At 56.3% G+C, this 17,547-nt stretch carries 9 protein-coding genes; 4 read left to right on the forward strand and 5 right to left on the reverse strand.

Annotation, left to right across the window (positions count from 1 at the left end; translation table 11 throughout):
• The first annotated feature begins 160 nt into the window (after positions 1-160).
• Positions 161-922: a DeoR/GlpR transcriptional regulator gene (locus tag JSS95_14985; protein MBS1801116.1), complete on the forward strand. Its 762-nt coding sequence runs from the start codon at positions 161-163 to the stop codon at positions 920-922.
• Positions 923-952: 30 nt separating this feature from the next.
• Here JSS95_14985 and JSS95_14990 read toward each other — a convergent pair whose 3' ends face one another.
• From JSS95_14990 to JSS95_15000, 3 genes are all read right to left on the reverse strand, one after another.
• Positions 953-3,076, reverse strand: coding sequence for a phospholipase C, phosphocholine-specific (locus JSS95_14990; protein MBS1801117.1), 2,124 nt, complete (start codon positions 3,074-3,076; stop codon positions 953-955).
• A gap of 68 nt (positions 3,077-3,144) precedes the next feature.
• A complete protein-coding gene (locus JSS95_14995) occupies positions 3,145-6,717 on the reverse strand; it encodes a TonB-dependent receptor (protein ID MBS1801118.1) in 3,573 nt (1,190 codons plus the stop codon).
• A 225-nt stretch (positions 6,718-6,942) separates the two neighbouring features.
• A complete protein-coding gene (locus tag JSS95_15000; GenBank protein MBS1801119.1) occupies positions 6,943-7,950 on the reverse strand; it encodes a helix-turn-helix domain-containing protein in 1,008 nt (335 codons plus the stop codon).
• Between the two features lie 126 nt (positions 7,951-8,076).
• Here JSS95_15000 and eat point away from each other — a divergent pair, with 126 nt between their 5' ends.
• Genes eat through eutC form a run of 3 tightly spaced genes read left to right on the forward strand, consistent with a single transcriptional unit; the run spans position 8,077 to position 11,633 of the window.
• Entirely contained in the window at positions 8,077-9,438 is a 1,362-nt protein-coding gene (gene eat / locus JSS95_15005) for an ethanolamine permease (protein MBS1801120.1), read from the forward strand.
• 9 nt (positions 9,439-9,447) lie between these two features.
• Entirely contained in the window at positions 9,448-10,851 is a 1,404-nt protein-coding gene (locus JSS95_15010) for an ethanolamine ammonia-lyase subunit EutB (protein ID MBS1801121.1), read from the forward strand.
• Entirely contained in the window at positions 10,848-11,633 is a 786-nt protein-coding gene (gene eutC, locus JSS95_15015) for an ethanolamine ammonia-lyase subunit EutC (protein MBS1801122.1), read from the forward strand. The genes JSS95_15010 and eutC overlap by 4 nt, the downstream gene beginning before the upstream one ends.
• Before the next feature lie 51 nt (positions 11,634-11,684).
• On the opposite strand, the gene JSS95_15020 is transcribed toward eutC, so the two are convergent.
• Positions 11,685-14,018, reverse strand: coding sequence for a phospholipase C, phosphocholine-specific (locus tag JSS95_15020; protein MBS1801123.1), 2,334 nt, complete (start codon positions 14,016-14,018; stop codon positions 11,685-11,687).
• Positions 14,019-14,055: 37 nt separating this feature from the next.
• Positions 14,056-17,514 (reverse strand): TonB-dependent receptor, encoded by a 3,459-nt coding sequence (locus tag JSS95_15025; GenBank protein MBS1801124.1) that lies wholly within the window; start codon positions 17,512-17,514, stop codon positions 14,056-14,058.
• Positions 17,515-17,547 lie beyond the last annotated feature (33 nt).

Below are 17,547 nucleotides of genomic sequence, written 5' to 3' on the forward strand. Positions count from 1 at the left end.
CCCGGGGCTGACGTTTTTACGCTCCAACAATGGGCGTCATGCAGCGGACGAATGTGTAAGATGATCCGGAAGGATCATATTTCATATAAAAAATCACCTAGAAGAAAGACGCGAAATGGCCAATCGAAAAGGTCCTGGAACCGGTAAAGAGACCGGCACGATGTTGATCGAGGAGCGGCGGCAACATGTACTTGCGCGCATCCAGCAGGAAGGCCGGGTCCTGGTGTCGGAACTCTCTGACAGCCTGGGGATCTCGCGAATCACCATCCGGAAAGATTTAGACGACCTGGAAGCGCGCGGGCTGGTTCAGAGGACGCATGGCGGAGCACTGGCTCCACAGTCCAACTCTCTGCTCGACCCATCGCTGCAAGTCAAGGAGCGGCAGCAGCTCAAGGAAAAACTTCGCATCGCTGACACAGCCGCGAAGATGGTTCGTGAAGGGCAATGTGTTCTCCTGGATTCTGGAACAACGACGACCGCCATTGCCAGAGCGCTTCGTGCGTTCAAACATCTTACCGTCGTAACGAACGCGCTGAACATTGCAGCAGACCTGGCCAGCACAAACTTTGAGGTCATCCTGACCGGCGGCACGCTGAGGAAAAATTCGGCGTCGCTTGTAGGACCACTTGCTGAAGAGATGTTGGGAGAGCTGCACGCCGACATTCTTTTCCTTGGCGTAGACGGCTTCGATCCTCAGGTTGGAATTACAACACCGAACGTTCTGGAGTCTCGCGTCAATCGAGCTATGGTCAAATCGGCCCGGCGCGTGATCGCAGTCTGCGACTCGACAAAGTTCAATCGGCAGAGCCTTGCGCTCATCGTTCCCTCCACAGCGATCCAGATGGTCATCACCGATACCGGCGCCAAACCGGAAACAGTCGAAGCCCTGAAGACTTCGGGAATCGAAGTCATCCTCGTGTAGTAAGTTGCTCCAACACTAAAGGCCCTTCTCTCAATTCGCTGGGCCTGGAGCTGGGTCGCTGCTGCCAGGCTGACCGTTTTCAACATGGCCAGCGAAGCGGCGTAGATAGCCCTTATTCTCTGGGATCGTGACCTTGACGTCGTACCAGCGATGGTTTGCATGCAAGGGGAGGCTCAGAGTAACTTCAGCGTTTGGAACAAGCTCTTTTTGCGCGGCGAAGTTCGTGTAGCCCTCTGCGATGGAGAGATGAATTGTCGAGGATGAGCAATTGGAAAGCGTGAGATTCAATGCAAGTCCAGATAACTCTGGTTTGAGTGCGACAAGCGGCTCCTGCGATGCTGCGGCGCCTTTGACGTGGACGAGGTAACCGTTGGGTCCATAAGCAGCGAGATTAAATGGCTTGCCAGCATCTGCGCTCCAATGATCTGTGAGCGTATCTCCAGCGGAGACGGTGTAACGACGCGGCTCTTCGGTTGGAGTGATTCCGTTGTAGATGTAGAAGGCCGCTCCTGCCGCGCCCTTGTTGGCGAGATCAAGCGTGATGCGGTCCGCTTCGACGTGGCAAGAGGTCTGAAGCGAGTAAGGCAGGGCGCGCGCTGGGCGGGTTCCCTGCTCCTGCACGGGCATGGTCTGCGGTTCGGGGACGCTGTAGGGCTGGTGTAACGACTGGATGGGCCGAGGCGGAGGAAACGATGTGTGGCGGGTTGCTGGCCCTTGTGTGAAGTCTAATGCGGAGGTGAGATCGCCACAGAGAGAGCGCCGCCACTTGCTGATGTTGGGTTCTGCGATATCGAAGCGTTTTTCAAGAAACCGGAGGACTGAAGTGTGGTCGAATACCTCGGAGCAGACCCAACCGCCTGTGCTCCAGGGGGAGACGACGAGCATGGGGACGCGCGGCCCGAGGCCGATGGGCTGTATGCCGCCGGGGTCGGCGTTGGGGATGATGGGACGACGCTCGGAGGGATACTTCGTCATGTCGATGAATTCATCCGCGAGGCTGGCAAGAAGATCGTCGGAGACGAGGCCGTATTTGTTGCGCTCCTGACTGCGGGGAGGCATAGGCGGAACGATGTGGTCGAAGAGGCCGTCGTTCTCGTCGTAGTTGATGAGCATGACGGTCTTCGACCAGACCTCTGGATTTGCGGTGAGTGCATCGAGTACTAACGAGATGTAGTATGCGCCGTCGGTAGGGGAGGCCTCAGGGTGCTCGGAGTATTTGTAGGGCGCGACGACCCAGCTTACCTGAGCGAGTTTGCCCTTCTCAACATCTTCGCGGAAGCCTGCCAGCGTGCGATCTGTAATGCCCTTCTGCACAAGCGGACTGGTGGGCGAAGCACCCTCCTGCACATGATATTGCGCAAAGAACTCAAGCGAGTTGTCAGTGTAATTATCAGTAGGCGTACCGGGCTCGCCGCTGCCTCCCTGATACAGCTTCCAGGAGATGCCAGCTTTTTCGAGGCGCTCGGGATAAGTGGCCCAGGTATAACCGTTGACTTTGTGACGCTCGTCGAAGCCCGGCCCGTTCGGTCGCGTGCCATAAGCATTGCGCGGGTCCATGGTTCCAGACCACATGTAGATGCGGTTGGGGCAGGTGTTGGCGTGGACGGAGCAATGATACGCATCGCAAATCGTAAAGGCGTCTGCGAGAGCATAGTGGAAGCTAACATCCTGCCGTTTAAGGTAGCCCATGGTGAGGACGTCCTGCTTTTGATTGACCCACTGGTTCCAATGGCCGTTGTTCCATGCGAGGTGGCCGGTGCTCCAGCCGTGGTCGGTGCCGGCCTGAAACTCCGTTGTCTGCTGCGGATTGATGTAGAAGGGCAGGACTTGCTTCGCGTCGGGTGAGATGCCGCGAGCGTGGTATTTCTTGGTCTTCGTTGTGGCGATGGGCTGGTGCCAGATGGACTTGCCGTTGGGCAGAGGCGCAGGGCGAGGATCGCTGAATCCGCGCACGCCGCGCAGCGTGCCGAAGTAATGATCGAAGGAGCGGTTCTCCTGCATGAGGATGACGACGTGTTCGACGTCATTGATGGTGCCGGTTCGGCGCGCAGCGGGGATAGCCAGTGCCTCACGGATGCTGGCCGGGAGCATCGTTGCTCCCGCGAGGGCGGTGCTCATACGGAAGAAATCGCGGCGGCTTCTTCTGGGACTCATCACTTCTTCCTATACAACGATGCGAGGGCAACGGCCCTCGCATCGCATGGTTGCGTTATATGTTGTGGTTAGAAATCCAGTCGAACTGCAACCTGACCGTTACGAGCGCCAAGCACCGAGGTACCTGATCCCGAGCCGAGTGTCCCTGTGATTCGCCCGAAAGTGGGAGAACTGACGTTCATGTTCGGATCGCCGAGGTTGGTGTGGTTCAGCACATTCTGGAAGGTTCCTTCGGCACGGAGATGTAGGCGTTCGGTAAGTGCGAACGACTTGCTCAGACCAGAGCTAAGACTGACCGTTCCCGGGCCAACAATGGCACCCGTACCTGCATTGCCAAAGCGTCCGATGGGCAAAGGAACGGGCCCGCTGCCGCTTCCGGTAGTGCAGGCGGTTCCCTGTTGCCAGTTTGGGTTTCCGGGGCATGTAAAAGCTGCTTTGTTCACCCAGTTCATACGCGTACGGTTCGCCGCTGCGATCGGAGCGCCGGGCACACGGTCCGGGTACTGGTTGCGGTGTCCGGGATCGTAACCGGTGGAAGAGCTGGTGAGGCCAGATCCCGTACCGGACGGATCCCCTTGTCCGCTAGGGAAATAAGGCGATTCAAACGGGCCGGACTGCATGAGGAAGATATTTGTGATCTGCCATCCACCGACTACAAGGTCGAGAGCACGCGACATGGAGGAGCCAAACGTCTTGCCACGGCCGATCGGTAGGTCGTACACCATGGTTGTATTCCAGAGGCTGCGACGAGAGCCGTACACGTTGCCGAAGTCAACATGACGATCCAGGATGGATGTGGCTCGAGAGCCACCGGTCTCCCCGGCGAAGCCTGAGTTCGCTGGGCCTTGATTATTTGAGAGCCCCTTGGCAAAGGTGTAAATCGAATCGAACTGGAGCCCCTTGTTGTAGCGGTGCATCACCTCGATTTGCATCGATTCATAATTGGCGTCCGCCCCGGTAGCGCGGGTGTTGATGCGCCCCCAGTTGGGGAAGAGCCGGGCGCTGAGTGGCTGGTTGTATGCGGAGACCGTGCTCGAGAATGGAAGCGTGTTCTCGTCTGGAGCGTAGACCAACTGACGGGAGACCGAGCCGATATAGGAGAGACGAAGGTTATAGCCCTGTGCGATCTCCTGCTCAACGCTCAACGACCACTGCTCCGTGTGGGGGTCCTTCCAGTTGGTGCTGTTTGCGGTGCCGAAGTAACCCTGACCATAGCAGGTAAAGCACCCACCGTTGCCGGCGCCTGCATAGATGTTGGGCCACTGGTACCCGATGGCGTGCGATGTCGAGTTGTAGGTGTTGGTGTACTGCGTGGTCTGGGCCTGCAGGGTGCCGGTGAGCGAGTAGAAGTTACCGCCGAGCAGGGTGATGTTGTACATGCCAAAACCGCCACGGACGGAGGTCTTGTTGCTACCGAAGGGCCGCCATGCGAACCCGAAGCGGGGCATAAAGCGATACTTCGGATAGTGCTTCAGGCCTCCGGGATAGCCCGCCTGGGTGTTGGAGAGTACCGGCATGCAGGGCGCTCCATTGACGGTAGAGCCTGTGCTGGAGCCGTAGGGCGAGCAGGCGTTAGCGCTGGCGAGGAAGCTGGCGGCCAGGAGATCCGCATGCCCATCGGGATAGATGGAAATGCCTGACAAAGCGCGCGACGGATCGAAGTTGCCGATATCGCCGTGGACATCGGAGTACGGCGGATGCAGCTCATAACGAATGCCGTAGCTTAGAGTCAGTTTCGGTGAAACCGCCCACTGGTCCTGTGCATAGAAATGGTAGTGAGTCGACTTGCCGTTATTGTCCTGACTGACGACATCGTAGAAGGTCTGGTACGGAAGTCCCATCAGGAAGTCGGCAAAATCGACGCCCGTGAACAGACCCTGACTGCTACTGGTGTTATATCCAAAGGTGCCGTAGTTGTCGGAGCCGTTGAAGCCCAGCGGCGTAATCGCTTGAATCGTGCGTATATCCATCCCGAACTTCATCTGGTGTTTGCCGAGCGACCAGCTAAGGCCATCCGTATAAACCGATGTATTGGATTGTGTGATGGAGTCCAGGCGATCAGCATCCAGGGCGGTGAGATAGTTGAAGTCCAGCTCTGGCAGCCCGTTATAGAAGAGGTTCTGAAGCCCGTTGAGACCCAGACCGTTGGTAAAGCCTTTTCCATCAAAACTGTTCGTATTGCCAGTGGCATAACGCGTGTAGCCGTAACCAAACTCGTTGATCAGGCGGGGCGTGATGGTGTAGTTCGCATCGACCTTGAGGACGCGAGATTTACCTGTGCTTTGCGATCCCGGGACAGCGAGAGTCTGGGGACTATTCTGCGGGAAGTTCTTCCAGCTATACCTGCCCCAAAGCAGAAACTTCTGGTTGCTGCCAAAGTACTGGTCCCCACGAATATCGAACTGATTGGAGCTCTTGCTCTGGTCCTTGTTCGTGATGTAGTTTGCGGTTCCATCATCGGTATAGACGCTGGTGTTCCCAGTGTTTGGATCCGGGAAGAACTGCAGGAGTTTTTGTGAGGCCGCATTGATAGAAGTCGAAGGCAGTGTTGTTCCATAGCTGCCGCCTGTATTTGGATTCCTTAGCCCGGTGAAACCCGACGAGATGTAGTTTGAGAAATCGCCCTTCTTCATTGCCGCAGTGGGAACCACATACCTGACCGTAGTCTGGGCCGGATATCTCCAGCCTTCGTAGTCGCCGAAGATGAAGGTACGATTATGGCCGTTGTAGAGATGCGGGATCACGACCGGCCCACCAAAGCTGGCGCCGAAGGTGTTGGCAACGAGCTTTGGCTTCTTTGGGGTGATTGGAAGGGTATAAGGAATCGCATTGAAGGCCGCGTTCTGGTGATACCAGAATGCAGAGCCGTGGATCGTATTCGAGCCACCCTTGGTAATAACAGTGATCTCACCAGGCTGCCCGAACTCGGCGCCGTTCTGCGCTCCATCTGCGCGTAGCTCAGAGATACCTTCACTGGAAGGAAAGGCATTGACAAGGGGCGAGTTGTTGTTCGCACCTTGTACTGTGATGCCGTCTACCGAAACCTCAGTCTGAAATGGGAGGCCGCCCTGCAACGAGAAGCTGCCTTTATCTGCCTGAACACCGGGGAGCGTCCCTACAATGTTGATAGCGCTTGTTCCGCTGGAGCTTGCACGAGTATTTACCGGGAGAGAGGCGATCTGCTTGGTGTTGTAGCTGCTGCTGACTGACGGATCATCCGTCTCGACACCACTTACAGCGTCGGAGGAGACGACGACCTCCTGCTGGATGGTTCCGACCTGCATGGAAGCGTCAATACGCAGTTCCTGACGCGCAACGAGAGTGGCGTTCGTCACCGACCACTTCGCAAAGCCAGGAGCAGTCACTTGTACGGTGTAATGGCCGGCTTTCGCATCGATGAAGCGATAGTTGCCGTCGGAACCTGTATTGGCAGTGCGGGTGGTTCCTTCATCCACATTGATCAGGGTGACGGTGGCATTCGGAATGACGGCATTTGCAGCATCATGCACGTTTCCAATGACAGATCCCTGGATAGATTGAGCATTGCTGCTCGTGGCCAGAAGGGTCATGCAGAGTACTCCCAAGATTGAGAGCAATCTGCCTGGCCGTTTCAGTTGGTTGTACCTGGATGCGCTCAGCATTGGCTTTTCTCCATAAGTCGGGCATGGCTATCAGTTCAAACGGTGCCTATGATGAATGCGATGTGGGGAGCTGTTTGACGCAGGCTGCAAACCCGGTGCGCAAACAGAACTCACAACATCACAGATGGAACATCGTGCTGCTGCGAGAATACGAAGCTGAAAAGAAAACCTGTTATCAAATTTCGGCAAATAGGTTCCGAAACGATAAAAAAACAATGAAATCGTTCAGATGAGTGCGCGTTCAGCGCGCTTCGCCGTTACGGAAGGAAGCTCATCGAACAGTGTTCGATAGTCCTTGGCGAACTGACTGAGATGCCAGAAGCCCCAGTCGGAGGCCGCCTGCTGTACGGGGATTCTTATGTCCCGGCGCAACAGGTCGCGACGAACTCCATTCAAGCGAAGGATCTTAAGATAGGCATTGGGGCCGATGCCAAGCACATGGTCGAACGCATATTGCAGCGTTCTTCGGCTGACCTTGAAGATCGTACACAGCTCCGGCACGGAGATCGTTCGGTCGCTGTTTTCCAGTAGAAACTGCCTGACTTTTCTGACGATCTGCGCATGTTCCATTGCAATGCGGGGAATCTCGTGCGTCTGCTGGGACGATGCGCACATCTCAGTGATTGCGTCGAGGACAGGGCCTTGAATGGCAAGACACGCCGCGGGAGATTGCAGAACCTCGGGACGGCGGCCGATCTCTCCAAGCACATCGCCGAAGAGCCGTCGCGTTGCGTTGCTGGCGCGCATGCGCCCCTGCATAGCGCCGAGTTCGATGCGCTCCAGCGCGTCTTCGTCGGGGAAGACCGAGCGCAGATGATCGACAAGAACCTTGTGAGGGATAACAACGCCAAAGATACGGAAGCTGGCGGGAGTGATCAGCTCAAAGGGCTGGCGGCCGCGACGGACGACCACAGTTCCATCTTCGACACGCCGCTCGTCGATGCGGAATGAATCGTCTTCGGAGACGGGAATGCCGAACCACCAGCTGTTGGATTGCACGACGCAGGACTGACGCAGGCTAAGATTCGTTGTTTCGCAGAAGAGATGGATGCCGCTAAAGCGTGCGCCTGCAATCTCTCCTTTGAAACCGCCTACAGAGAGCTGGTCGTAGAGTTGCGACCAGCCGCGCAGGTTGTCTGCCTGCGTGTTTGGGTCGCTGGAGACATAGCGATAAGCTGGCGGAGCAGTGAGGGACCAGGCAGGACCGGGGCGAGTTTGTTGTACGGTCTCCACGACAGGGACAATACCATAGTGGCTTTATATTTCGGTTAAAGAATATATGCCGTCCTATTCCATGAGCAGAATCAGCACCCAGTTTTGCCGATTTTCGATAACCGTGCCCTGCTCGGCGCAAGCATAATGGCAGTGGGAGATATCTTGAACGATAGCCAACACTTAAGCGCCACGCTGAATACATGGCAACTGTGGGGCATCGCCGTCGGTCTCGTCATTTCGGGCGAATACTTCGGCTGGAGTTACGGTTGGGCGAGCGCAGGAACGCTTGGTTTTCTTGTGACGACGATCTACGTCGCCACCATGTATACGACCTTCATCTTCAGCTTTACGGAGCTGACGACGGCGATTCCTCAGGCTGGCGGCCCGTTTGCCTACGCGGAGAGGGCGTTTGGCGAGGTGGGAGGGTACCTTGCAGGAGCCGCGACATTGATTGAGTTCGTCTTTGCGCCGCCTGCGATTGCACTTGCCATCGGCGCCTACCTCAACGTGCAGTTCCCCGCTCTCGCACCGAAGAATGCGGCTGTGCTGGCCTATCTCTTATTTATGGCCATCAATATCATTGGCGTGCGTATCGCCGCGAGCTTCGAGCTCTTCATCACGATGCTTGCCATTATCGAACTGCTCGTGTTCATGGCCGTTGTCGCACCGGGGTTCAAGATTTCCAATTTTGTTGCGCATGGATGGGCCGGTCACGCTCAATTTCACGCGGGCGCGTTTCATGGCATGTTTGCCGCGGTACCGTTTGCAATCTGGTTTTTTCTTGCGATCGAAGGCGTCGCGATGGCTGCTGAAGAAGCAGAGCGACCCGCGCATTCGATCCCGATCGCTTATATCTCCGGTATCTGCACGCTGCTGGCGTTGGCGATTGGCGTGATGCTGTTTGCCGGCGGAGTTGGCGACTGGCGCATCTTGTCGAATATCAACGATCCTTTACCGCAGGCAATGAAGATTATTGTCGGCCCTTCGAGCGGATGGCTCCATATGCTGGTGTGGCTCGGGCTCTTCGGGCTGATCGCCTCGCTGCACGGAATTATCTTCGGCTACTCGCGGCAGATCTTCGCGTTGGCACGCGCAGGTTATCTGCCTTCGGTCTTCAGCAGGATTCACCCGCGACTGAAGACGCCGTGGGTGGCTATTCTTGCGGGAGGAGTTATCGGCATCGCAGCAATTTATAGCGACTCGTTCATTACGATCGGCGGCCAACCGCTGACGGCGAACATTGTCACGATGTCGGTACTGGGCGCTCTTGTTATGTACGCCATCAGCATGTTGGCGCTATTCCGTCTACGCAAAGCAGAGCCCGATATGGCGCGGCCATTTCGTGCGAGACTCTATCCGCTGGGACCGATCTGGACGCTGGCCGGCGTGTGTGTCTGCCTGGCCAGTATTGTCTATAACAATAAAGCGATCTCTCTGATCTTCTGCGGGTTGCTTGCTATTGGATATCTCGTGGTTCATCTCACCCGTTCGAGATTGGCTGCCTGAGGAAGGACGATGGCATTTGCACATACGATCAACGGAACGAAGTATTCTTTTCGAGATCTGAAAGACCTGCTTGCGAAGGCCACTCCTGCTCGTAGCGGGGACGAACTTGCCGGTATTGCGGCTGCTTCAGAGATCGAACGTGCAGCCGCGCGTTTCGCGTTAGCCGATGTCCCGTTGAAACACTTCCTGAACGAGTGCGTGATCCCCTATGAAGACGATGAGGTCACAAGGCTGATCGTCGATACGCATGATGAAGCCGCGTTTGCCGCAGTTGCTCATCTTACCGTGGGCCAGCTTCGCGAGTGGATTCTGGAAGAGGCAACAACGAGCCAACAGAGCGATACGCTCGCGGCTGTCGCGCACGGGCTTACCCCTGAGATGGCGGCTGCCGTCTCGAAGATCATGCGCAACCAGGACCTGATCTTCGCAGCCAGTAGAATTCGCGTGGTCACGCGGTTCCGCACGACGATTGGACTGCCGGGCACCATGGCTGTGCGCTTGCAGCCCAATCACCCCACGGACGATCCAAGGGGAATTCTTGCATCGGTCATCGACGGCATCCTGTATGGCTGCGGCGATGCAGTGATCGGCATCAACCCTGCAAGCGACAGCATCGGTTCGGCCATAACGTTGCTCAACCTGCTTGACGACTTCCGCAATCGATTCGACGCGCCGATTCAGAGCTGCGTATTGACGCACATCACCAACACCATTGAAGCAATCCGCCTGGGAGCGCCGGTGGATCTGGTCTTTCAGTCCATTGCCGGTAGTGAAAAAGCGAATACGAGTTTCGGAATTGCGCTCTCGCTGCTCAAAGAAGCACATCAGGCGGCGCTCTCCCTGAAGCGTGGCACGCTTGGCACGAACTGCATGTACTTTGAAACTGGCCAGGGCAGCGCGCTTTCGGCGCAAGCGAACTTCGGCGTGGACCAGCAGACCTGCGAAGCGCGAGCATACGCGGTGGCACGGGCCTTCGACCCTCTGCTGGTTAATACCGTCGTAGGCTTCATCGGGCCGGAATATCTGTTCGACAGCAAGCAGATTATTCGCGCTGGACTCGAAGACCACTTCTGCGGCAAACTGCTTGGGCTGCCGATGGGATGCGACGTCTGCTATACCAATCATGCGGAGGCGGACCAGGACGATATGGACAACCTCCTGTCGCTGCTTGCGATGGCGGGCGTAAACTTTATCATCGGCGTGCCGGGAGCCGACGACATTATGCTGAACTACCAGAGCACCTCATTTCAAGACGCGCTCTATGTTCGTAGCGTGTTGGGCCTGAAACGTGCACCAGAGTTCGAGGGTTGGCTGCACGCTATGCAGATCGTCGATAGGCAGGGAAATCTTGCGTTCTCACGCGCTTCGCTGGAACGGCTATTGCCGGGGGAGGTCTTCGATTCCCTGGCATGAATAAAGACCTGACAAGAGTCGACCCCTGGAGCAGACTCACGCAGTGGACCACGGCGCGAATTGCGACAGGGCGCGCTGGCGTGAGTACGCCAACGTCTCCATTGCTTGCATTCAACAGCGACCATGCGCTCGCGCGCGATGCCATCTATACGTCGCTGAACGTTGCAGGACTGAAACAATCTTTTCAACATGCCGGATTTGAAACACTCACTGTGACCAGTCGTGCGCGCAGCCGGACGGAGTACCTCCGGCGTCCCGACCTCGGGCGTTTGCTTGAGCCAACCTCGGCCGAGGCGTTGCGACGAGTGCAGAAGCCTTCGCCCCATCTGTTGACAGTGGTTGTAGCCGATGGGCTTTCTGCTCTTGCGCCGATGACGCATGCACTGCCACTTCTCGACTCACTGCGCGGCAGTCTCGCCGAGTGGGTGCTTGATCCAATTGTTCTCGCGACCGAGGCGCGTGTGGCGCTTGGTGACGAGATCGGAGAGATTCGCGGAGCGGAAGCCGTGCTGGTGCTTATTGGCGAGCGGCCAGGGCTGAAATCGCCAGACAGCCTGGGGGCCTATCTGACTTATCGTCCGCGCATAGGCCGCATGGATTCAGAGCGCAACTGCGTGTCGAACATTCGCCCGGAGGGTCTCGGCTACACAGAGGCAGCATTTCGACTGGTTCATCTGCTGGATCGCGCCCGGATACTGGGAACCACGGGAGTGGCATTGAAGGACAATAGCGATGACATGCCGAATGCTCCTTCAAAAGGAATACTGGCGGAGCCAGTCTAATCCGCGGCATTCAACGCGCAGAAAAACCTGGCACCGCCTCTCTTCCGGCTTTTATATCGAATGCCCCATTGCAGGATCGCTATAGCTGGAATTACCGGTCTCGATGCGGCCCGCGTACCGGGACTCGGCATTGAAACCAGTCTGCTTTACTGAAAAGTCATACCATCCATGTTGCTTTGAGAGATTCAGGACAACGGACGACTCGGCACCGGCCGCAATCTTCACGTTCTGCGTGCCAGTTTTATACGACTCGTCGCGTACGTCCACAACGATAGGGGATTGCCCGTTGTTCTTAAGCTTCAGCTCTATGTTGCCGGTCAGAGAGGAGCTTTTCATCTCACACGTGGAGCGCACGGCGAGCACATTCGGTGCAGAATCACCGCGGAAACACCGGTAGAAGCCGTTAGGCCCTACGACCTCGATCTCATATTTATTGCTCGCGAAGAGATTCATCGGGAAGGCCTGGTGGAGCGTATCGCCCGCCTTGACGGTATAAGTAGCTACAAACATGTCGGAGTTATCACCCGCATATTTCTTCGCTCCGCTATCGAGACGCACATTGCGAAGATAGACATTGAAGGGCGATCCCGCAGATCTTGCTCCATGAACAGTATTGGCTGCCGTCAGATGCAGCTCAAAGTTACCGCTCGCCACGCCGCCGTCTGCGTATAACTCGTATGGCAGGGCGTTTGAAGGGCGAATGCCCTTCTCCTGCCTGGAAAGCAACGTTGAACCTTTCGTATCCGCGTTGACCTGCGCGATCTCTTCACGGCTGAGCTTCTTGAAGTTAGAGGGAAGCTCTTTGTACTTCGCCATCTGAATCGTCTTGAGGACCTTGTCGCGTTCCAGGAAAGGCAGCTCTGCCTTCTCGCCGTCAAAGGGGCGGAAGACGGAAGTGAGATCGCCGGAAACGGTGCGACGCCATGGGCTGATGTTTGTCTCGCGCAACTGTTTGCCGTACTTGCGAGCGATAAAGGTTTCGAGGAACTGCAACGTAGAGCTGTGCTCGCAGAGCTGTGAGTTGACCCAGCCGCCGCGCGTCCATGGAGAAGCAACGATGAGTGGAACGCGATAGCCAAGCCCGATGGGGCCGCTCCGGGCATCGCGCTCTGGAACACCCTGACGTAGCTCGTCCTGAACATAGGTGTATTCAAGACCGGTATCGATTCCAGCGGAGGCGCGTCCGGTAGCACGGTTCTTCGGATCTGCGGCTACGAATGAAGGTGCATGGTCGAAGTAACCGTCGTTCTCATCGTAGGTATAGATGAGAATTGTCTTTTTCCAGACCTCAGGGTTCTTTGTCAGGATGTCAACGATCTCGGAGACCCACCATCCTCCAAACCAGGGGGCCGTGGGATGGTCGGAGAACTTCTCTGGTGGCGCCAGCCAGGAGACCGTCGGGAGCTTGCCGTGGTCGACGTCGTAACGGAACTGGTGGAGCACGTCGCCCTTCGGGGCCTTCATCTCAATCTTCTTTCCATCAATCTCGAATTGCAGCGTATCGAGATTGTGATAGTTTTTGTCGGCAGCATTCGTAACGAAAGCGCGCTTTTGCAGGTCGGAGTTTCCTGTCTCTGAGTGGTAGGCACCGAACATTTCGAGAACGTTACAACCGAAGTTCGAAAGCCATTGATGCTCTTCCGGAGATAGGTTTGAGCCATGCGTCAGTTCATTTTGATAGAACTTCCAGTCGATGCCGGCATCCTGCAACCGCTCAGGGAACGTCTTCCAGACCATGCCGCCTTTGCTGAGCTCGGGATTGCGCATGAAAACAAGTGAATCAGTACTCTGCTTGTCGCGTACCGTACCAGTCATAAAGATGCTGCGATTTGGCGTGGTGCTGGTCATCGCGCCGCAATAGTGCTGGTCACACACGGTGAAGGCATCGGCCAGCGCATAGTGGAAGGGCAGATCTTCGCGCGTGTAATGCCCCATCGTCAGCGGAACAGGCGCATACTGCGCGTGGTGCGAGCGCTTGGCGTCGATCCATCCATTGTGGTGACCTCGGTTCCAGGCGTCGACCTGAGACTCCCGGGAGTGGGGAATCGATCCCATCCATGTTGCCTTTGTGTCCTTGATATCCAGACGGAAAGGCGGGTACGTCTCTCCGGCCATGCTGGTCTGTAGAAAGACACTGTTGCCATTGGCCTGACGGATGGCACGCGGGTCGTTGAAACCGCGCACACCCTGCAGAGTTCCCAGAACATGATCGAAAGACCGGTTCTCCTGCATCACGATGACGATGTGCTCGGCATCCAGGTAGGTTGAGCCCTTCTCGGGAGTGATGGCGAAGGCTCGCTGCACCGACTCCGGCACAACACCCGATGCTCCGGCCAGACCGCTGAGCATCGCTACCTTCTTAATAAAATCGCGCCTTGATTGCATCTCAACTTCTCCTCTAGAGAAAACGGGTAAGGGTAATTTAGAAGATCAGACGCGCCTGTATCTGGCCGATACGCCCAGGACCATACGTGCTGGTGATACGGCCGAACGATGTGGAACAGCATGTCATGCCAGGCACGGTGAAGTTCGTTTTATTGAGCACGTTATAGAACTGGCCACGAAACTCCAAACGCAGTTTCTCTGGCAGGTAAAAGGTCTTGTTGATGCCAGCATCCAGCTGATCGAACGAGTCTCCGCGCAGCAACCCGTTAGGCACATTGCCCCGAGGATCGGAAGTAGTTCCTGACCAATCACCAGAAGCAGATACTGGATCAGGCTTTGCAACAGCGCTTGGGTTGGCTGTCGCGAAGCCAAGCGTGCAACCATAAGTACTGACATAAACCGTATCGCAGAACGCAGCCTCTGGGTGACCGGGGATGTGAAGCCGCTTGATAGCGATGCTACGCAGTGATGTATAAGGAACACCGGTAACACTGCCCTTTGCGTCGTCTACTGCAAAATATGGGCGGTATTGCACCCCACCCGAATTGGATAGTTGCTGCACGCCCGATGGCGTGAAGTTTGGCGTTAGCGCAGGACCGGAATGATATTGATTGTAGGCAGTAATCTGCCATCCACCGATCAGGTTGTTCATCAGCGGACCCGCTTTGCGCCACAGTTTTCCTCCACGTCCGATTGGAACCTTCCAGTTCACGGCAGTATTGTTGAGAATCGGCGTGTCATACTGCAACGGGCCGTAATCGTTCCGCTGGAAAGCATAGTAGTCCTGTGGACTGCCGGAGAAGCCGCGCGAAGAGGTCAGGGAATCGCCTACATTGCCGAAGGAGCGAGCCCACGTAAGGGCATTGAGTATCCATAAGCCGTACAAGCTTTTTTGCTCAAATCGCGCCTGGAGGCCATTGTAGTTGCTCATACCCCCATTGAAGGTCTCCGTGACATCGCCAATGTTGCTATAGGGACGGACGAAATTTCCACTCAGATCTTTACCCAACTCCGGGCGCCGCTGGTTGTAAGTCCCAACCTCCTGCAACTTCAAGCCGTGATTGCCGACATAAGCGACCTCGACAACGCGATTCTTACCGGCGCTTGCCTGAACTCCGAAGTACCAACTCTGCACATAAGGGTCACGGTAGTTACGCGGAAGCCACTTTACTGTCGAGGTAAAGAGATTGAAGTTTGCCGGGGAGGCCATTCCCTGTGGAAACCCGGTATCCAGCGTATACAACGTCGGTGTTGGTTTAGTCGTTGATGAACTGGTGAACTTCGGCACCTGGTTGTAAACGGCCGCGTTCATCTGAGGACCATTGACCGCCAGGTTGTCCGCTTCGCCGGAGCGCGTGTAATGCATATAACCAATACCGTAACCGCCGCGCAGCACCATTTTCGTATTTGGGGAGTAGGCGAATCCGAAGCGCGGCATGAAATCATTCAGATCGGGATCGATAAGCTGTTTCTGATAGGCAGAACCAGAGGCGGCAGCACGTATCAACTGGCCGTTATACGGCGTATTGGCCGGATCGAAGTTCGTCAGGCGACCGTCCTTCTCGTAGAAGTGCGAAGCATACTCATAACGCAGGCCAATATTCAGAGTGAGCTTTGGCAGAATCCTCCAGTCGTCCTGAAAGAAAGCTGAATGGCCGCCCTGGCGGATATGAGCAACAAAGTAGGTTGTCAGGTCTATTTCGTTCGGCACGCCGAAGAGGAAGTCGCTGATGGTATATCCGGTAAATGCGCTCTGAAACTCCATGTCGCCATAGATAGGGTTCACATCCTGCACCGTCTGGCGCAGATATCCGAACTCATATCCCGCCTTGAAGTTGTGAACTCCGTGAAGCCACGAGTAAGTAATCTTAGGGTTGAGGAAGAACGGATATTGCCACTGCGGGTTAGTGGCCTGTCGTCCAATGCCGCTATATCCATTGAGTCCTATGGTGATCAGTCCTCCCCACACCTTAGGATCGGTCGGTACACCCTGGATACCGAAGGTGCGGGGATCTCCAAGCGTGTAGGGGTGCTTGCCGCCCTTAGTGAAGGAGGCTCCGAGGCGCGCCTCCAGCAACTGCGCCGATCCGATCTGGCGAGTCAGGCCAAGCGCAACCTGCTGGTTGATGGTACGGAAGTAGCCATTTCCTCCGCCAATCGGCGAAGGCAGGATTGGACCGTCCAAGTCGTGCTCTTTTGACTGGCTGACGCGCAGGAAGCTGGACATACGCGGAGTCCACTGCGCATCGATACGAAGATCTTCCTTGTCGTAACTGTTTATAAAGCGTTGCAGCGAAGACCAGTTGCTGGAAATGGACGCTGCGCCTGCGCCGTTGTTATTGGGAAGAGGAAATGCATCGAGAATGGACAGTGCGATGGGCGACAACGCACCGCGTGGCAAAGGGCGATCTGAAGCATACTTCTCGCCAGTAAACGGGTTTGTCACTGCCGTTGTGTTGGCCGTCGCGTTGGGTGAGGCGATGAGCTGGTGGTCGCTGAGCTTGAAGATGTTCGCCTGGTTTACCGTCTGGCGCACCTGGCGGAGGCCTTCGTAATCGGCGAAGAAGAAGAACTTGTCGCGCAGGATGGGGCCGCCGATATTGCCGCCGAACTGGTTGCGAATCAGCGTCGTTCGGCTGGTCGCGCCCGCGTTGCTTGCGGCCTTGAAGAACCCATTGGCATTGGCGACTGTGTTACGCAGCGACTCATAGACGGTGCCGTGGAACTTATTGGTGCCTTGCTTGAAGGCGACGTTGATCGTGCCTCCCGCCGCGCGCCCATACTCGGCGCCAGGTATTGTCGTCACGATCGAAAACTGCGTGATGTTGTATTGCGACGGATTGATGACCTGGTTGGAGAAACCCTGGTTGGACGTGCCGTGTGCGTTGTTGTCCATGCCATCGAGCAGGTAGTTGTTGTAAGTCGAGCGCTGGCCATTGATGTTGTAGGACCCTTCGCGCACCGTGCTGCTGGTGCCCAGATCCTGCCCGGCCGCGTCCTGCGTCACACCTGAGGCGAGCGGCAACAGGTCGCTATAGTTCATATCTTTCAGCGGAAAAGCTTCGATCGCATCGTCGGTAAGCACCTGCTGCTTCTGGCTGGAGGCCGTCTCTAGTACCAACTGGTCCGACTGCACCGTGACAGTCTCCGATGCACCGAGCGACATCTTCAGATTGACGCTCTGGTTGGTTCCAACCAGCAGATGCACATTTTCCGTAATGGCGTCGTTGAAGCCAGCCATGCTTGCAACAATTTTGTAAACACCTGCACGGAGCGCCGGTACCGTGTATTCGCCGGCCTTGTCGGTCACGCGGCTAATCGCAACATTGGTGTCGACGTTGGTCACCGTCACCGTAGCACCGACCAGCACAGCACCTGTTGAGTCGGTAACTCTTCCGAGGATCGAGGATGTCTCAAACTGGGCATAGGAGCGCCCGGCGCACAGAAGCATCACGGTCAGCATCAGCGCCAGCGAGAGCAGTTTTTTGAGTTGCATGTTCGGTGTTACCTCCAGATCGACGCGGCACGG

The sequence above is a fragment of the Acidobacteriota bacterium genome (assembly GCA_018268895.1).
In the GTDB taxonomy this organism is placed as follows: domain Bacteria; phylum Acidobacteriota; class Terriglobia; order Terriglobales; family Acidobacteriaceae; genus Edaphobacter.

What these genes read in the sequence shown, in the direction of transcription:
- JSS95_14985 (MBS1801116.1), top strand. Translation starts at nt 161, where the DNA reads ATGTTGATCGAGGAGCGGCGGCAACATGTACTTGCGCGCATCCAGCAG.
- JSS95_14990 (MBS1801117.1), bottom strand. Translation starts at nt 3,076, where the DNA reads ATGAGTCCCAGAAGAAGCCGCCGCGATTTCTTCCGTATGAGCACCGCC.
- JSS95_14995 (MBS1801118.1), bottom strand. Translation starts at nt 6,717, where the DNA reads ATGCTGAGCGCATCCAGGTACAACCAACTGAAACGGCCAGGCAGATTG.
- eat (MBS1801120.1), top strand. Translation starts at nt 8,077, where the DNA reads ATGGCAGTGGGAGATATCTTGAACGATAGCCAACACTTAAGCGCCACG.
- JSS95_15010 (MBS1801121.1), top strand. Translation starts at nt 9,448, where the DNA reads ATGGCATTTGCACATACGATCAACGGAACGAAGTATTCTTTTCGAGAT.
- eutC (MBS1801122.1), top strand. Translation starts at nt 10,848, where the DNA reads ATGAATAAAGACCTGACAAGAGTCGACCCCTGGAGCAGACTCACGCAG.
- JSS95_15020 (MBS1801123.1), bottom strand. Translation starts at nt 14,018, where the DNA reads ATGCAATCAAGGCGCGATTTTATTAAGAAGGTAGCGATGCTCAGCGGT.
- JSS95_15025 (MBS1801124.1), bottom strand. Translation starts at nt 17,514, where the DNA reads ATGCAACTCAAAAAACTGCTCTCGCTGGCGCTGATGCTGACCGTGATG.